At 68.0% G+C, this 3,384-nt stretch carries 5 protein-coding genes and 1 pseudogene; 4 read left to right on the forward strand and 2 right to left on the reverse strand.

Annotated features, from left to right (window positions below):
- Positions 1 to 80: 80 nt before the first annotated feature.
- On the reverse strand, positions 81 to 503 hold the full coding sequence (locus AC1DZ6_RS21860) for a hypothetical protein (protein ID WP_477099231.1): 423 nt from the start codon (positions 501 to 503) through the stop codon (positions 81 to 83).
- Positions 504 to 508: 5 nt separating this feature from the next.
- A complete protein-coding gene (locus AC1DZ6_RS21865; protein WP_477099232.1) occupies positions 509 to 763 on the reverse strand; it encodes a DUF3297 family protein in 255 nt (84 codons plus the stop codon).
- Between the two features lie 160 nt (positions 764 to 923).
- Between AC1DZ6_RS21865 and AC1DZ6_RS21870 the strand changes: the two genes are divergently transcribed.
- The 4 genes and pseudogenes from AC1DZ6_RS21870 to AC1DZ6_RS21885 form a co-directional block, all read left to right on the forward strand.
- Positions 924 to 1,529 (forward strand): YqaA family protein, encoded by a 606-nt coding sequence (locus tag AC1DZ6_RS21870; protein WP_477099233.1) that lies wholly within the window; start codon positions 924 to 926, stop codon positions 1,527 to 1,529.
- A complete protein-coding gene (locus AC1DZ6_RS21875) occupies positions 1,526 to 2,113 on the forward strand; it encodes a disulfide bond formation protein B (protein ID WP_477099234.1) in 588 nt (195 codons plus the stop codon). The genes AC1DZ6_RS21870 and AC1DZ6_RS21875 overlap by 4 nt, the downstream gene beginning before the upstream one ends.
- A 1-nt stretch (position 2,114) precedes the next feature.
- The gene (locus tag AC1DZ6_RS21880; protein ID WP_477099235.1) at positions 2,115 to 2,675 is read left to right on the forward strand and encodes a demethoxyubiquinone hydroxylase family protein; all 561 of its coding nucleotides are present in this window, start codon (positions 2,115 to 2,117) and stop codon (positions 2,673 to 2,675) included.
- A 104-nt stretch (positions 2,676 to 2,779) separates the two neighbouring features.
- A pseudogene (locus AC1DZ6_RS21885) lies at positions 2,780 to 3,384 on the forward strand (M1 family peptidase); the annotation flags it as partial.

A 3,384-nucleotide genomic window follows, 5' to 3' on the forward strand; every position in this document is an offset into this window, starting at 1 on the left:
ACCAAGGACCAACTGGTCGCCGCCCACCGCAAGGTCGGTAACTCGATCAAGGATATCGGCGTCGAGCTGGGCAAGAAGCGTTAGCGCTTATCCCGCCGAAACTTCGCGGCCTCGGCCGCCAGCGACGTCGCCGAGGGATCGTGTTCGTCCGGCTCGGGCTCGAACGGCAGATGGCCGGCCACGCCGCGCAGGGCCAGCCATAGCGGATGGCTGAAATGACCCAGGGTCCGCAGCGGACGGCGCTTGTCGTCCATGACGTCCCAGCCCTCAAGCTCGAACGCGTCGGCCTGCTCGCGCAACGACTTGACGTCGATGCCGTCCCAGCCCGGCGGATCGGGGACGACCGCGGCTTCATCGGCGGTCAGGCCGAAGGTGTCGCGCGCCAACTGGTCGATCTCGGGGAACTGGGCCCGCGCCTCGGGATCGGCGAACGACGGCTTCATCAGCGCCCGGGTCTCCAGGTCGGCGAAGCCGGGCAGGTCGATCAGGCGGCGCGGGGCCATGAGTTTCAGGCCTCTTCGGCGTTGTCGTTGCGCCAGTACGGCGCGACCACGCCCTGCAGCTTGATGGTCATCGGGTTGCCCTTGCGGTCGACGGCCTTGCCGGCGGTGACGCGGATCCAGCCCTCGCTGATGCAGTACTCGTCGACATTGGTTTTCTCGACGCCGTTGAAGACGATGCCCACGCCGCGCTCGAGCGTGGCGGCGTCGTAGTGCGGGCTGCTGGGGTTAGAGGCCAGGCGGTCGGGAGGCGTGTCGCTCATGGGATCGTCTTTCGAAGAATTTGGACGGCAAGAGCCATCGAACGCGCGTGATAGCCACCCAGGGCCGCAATTCCAATAGGATTGCACGTAATCGCGCGAAGCGCCGCGACAAGGTCATGGTCGCCTGCTAGCTACGGCGCGTCCTCATTTCGGAGTCCGCATGCTGCGTCGCCTGTATGACTGGGTCATGGGTCTGGCCGCCTCGCGCCACGCTCCGGCCAGCCTGTTCGCCGTTTCGTTCGCCGAAAGCTCGTTCTTCCCTGTGCCGCCCGACGTGATGCTGGCTCCGATGGTGCTGGCCCGGCCGGATCGCGCGTGGCGTTACGCGGCGATCTGCAGCCTGGCCTCGGTGCTGGGCGGGATCCTGGGCTATGCGATCGGCTTCTTCCTCAAGCCGCTGGGCGTGTGGATGATGACCGTCACCGGCCACGCCGGTGGCATGACCGAGTTCAAGTGCTGGTACGACCAGTACGGCGTCTGGGTGATCCTGGCCAAGGGCCTGACCCCGATCCCCTACAAGCTGGTGACCATCGCCTCGGGCCTGGCCGCCTTCAGCTTCCCGATGTTCATCCTGGCCTCCACCCTGACCCGCACCGCGCGGTTCTTCCTGGTGGCCCTGGTGGTCAAGAAATTCGGCCCGGCCATGATGCCGGTGATCGAGAAGCGCCTGGCCCTGTTCGCCGGCATCCTGATCGCCCTGCTTGTCATCGGCCTCACGGCGAGCCACTTCTTGGGTGGAAGCAGCGGCGGAGCCTGCGCGGCATGACGATCGAGAACGTCGAGGACAAGGTCACCCAGATTCGCGCGCCCGGCCCCGTCGCGGCGCCGGTTCGCGGTCCGCTGGACCTGATCGCCGAACACTGGCCCGTCCTGGCCTTCGCCGCCTGCGCCATCATGCTGGGGGCGGCCCACGCCTTCGAGACCTTCGGCAAGCTGGCGCCGTGCCTGCTGTGCCTCAAGCAGCGTGAAGTTTACTGGGTCACCGGAACGGTGGCTCTGATCACCGTCGTGTTGTCGCGCACCGCCTGGGCGGACCGGGTGCGCAAGCCGCTGATCCTCCTGATCGGCCTGGGCTTCCTGTATGGGGCGGGCGTAGCGGCCTATCACGCGGGCGCCGAATGGAAGTGGTGGCCTGGTCCCGCCGCCTGCGCGGCCGGCGGCGCGGCCTCGGCCGACGACCTGGTGGCCATGCTGAAGGGCGCCAAGATCGCCGCCCCGTCCTGCGACAAGGCCGTCTGGATCTTCCTGGGCTTGTCGATGGCCGGCTGGAACGCCGTGATCTCGCTGGGCCTGGCGATCGCCTCGGCCTTCGCCGCCTTCCGCCCCCGAACCTCCTCCAAGGCAGTTTAAGGTGGACCGGCCCGTCCCTCCCCGTCCCGGTGTCGGCGCCCAGAAGGCGCGTCTGGCCGAGATCCTGCGGGTCGACCAGGCCGGCGAACTGGCGGCCGTCCACATCTATCGCGGTCAGCAGGCGGTGATGCGTCAGGCTCCGGGCCGCGAGCGGATCGCCGACCAGCTGCAGGAAATGGAGGGCCACGAGCAGGTCCATCTGAGCCGGTTCAATGAGCTGCTGGGCGAGCGGCAAGTGCGCCCCACCCTGATGTCGCCCCTGTGGCGCGCCGCCGCCTTCGCCCTCGGCGCCGGCACGGCCCTGCTGGGCGAGAAGGCCGCCCACGCCTGCACCGAAGCCGTGGAAACGGTGATCGAGCAGCACTATGCCGGCCAGATCGCCGAGCTGGAGAGCCGCGACCCGTCGCTGGCCGCCGAGCTCAGCCAATTCCGCGACGACGAACTGCACCACAAGGACATCGCGATCGGCGAAGGCGCCCTGGAGGCTCCGGCCTATCCGCTGTTGTCGGCGGTGATCCGCGCGGGCTGCCGCGCCGCGATCAAGATCAGCGAGAAGATTTGACCGGCGTTCGCTGAAAGGCGGGCCGAACAATCCCTGAACTTCGCTCTTGGCGTCGCGCGCGGTCGAGCTTACCGATGTCCCCGGCATTTTTTGGGGAGTTTCGCGTGAGCATCAATCTTCGTCGGGCCGCGGCCCTGTGCACCGTATCGGTCCTGGCGCTCGCCAGCGCCGCCCACGCCGTGACCAAGCCCGTCCCCGCCAAGCTGGCCAAACCGCCGGAAACCACGGCCCTGACCCTGGGCACGGGCGGCCAGATGCCGGCGGAAGAAGCCGCGCTCACCCTCGAGCACGTCGACCTGAAGCTGAAGATCATCCCCGAGCGCAAGGCGATAGAGGGCGACGCCACCTTGACCCTGGCGGCCAAGACAGCCCTGTCTCGCATCGTCCTGGACTTCGATAAGAACTTCACGGTCAGCGCCCTGATCGTCGACGGCAAGACCCTGCCCGTCTCGGCCTGGACCAATCCGGAAGGCCGTCTGACCATCACCCCGCCGGCCCCGATCGCCGCCGGAGCCAAGACCGTCGTTCAGATCCGCTACGCCGGTACGCCGCACGAGGCCGAGAAGGCCCCGTGGGATGGCGGCTTCGTCTGGAAGAAGACTCCCACCGGCGAGCCCTGGATCGCCAGCGCCGTGCAGGGCGACGGCTGCGACCTGTTCTGGCCGTGCATCGACACCAGCAACGGCTCGCCGGTCGGGAAGTCGATGCA

The sequence above is a fragment of the Caulobacter sp. P1_B12_2 genome, from assembly GCF_056406675.1.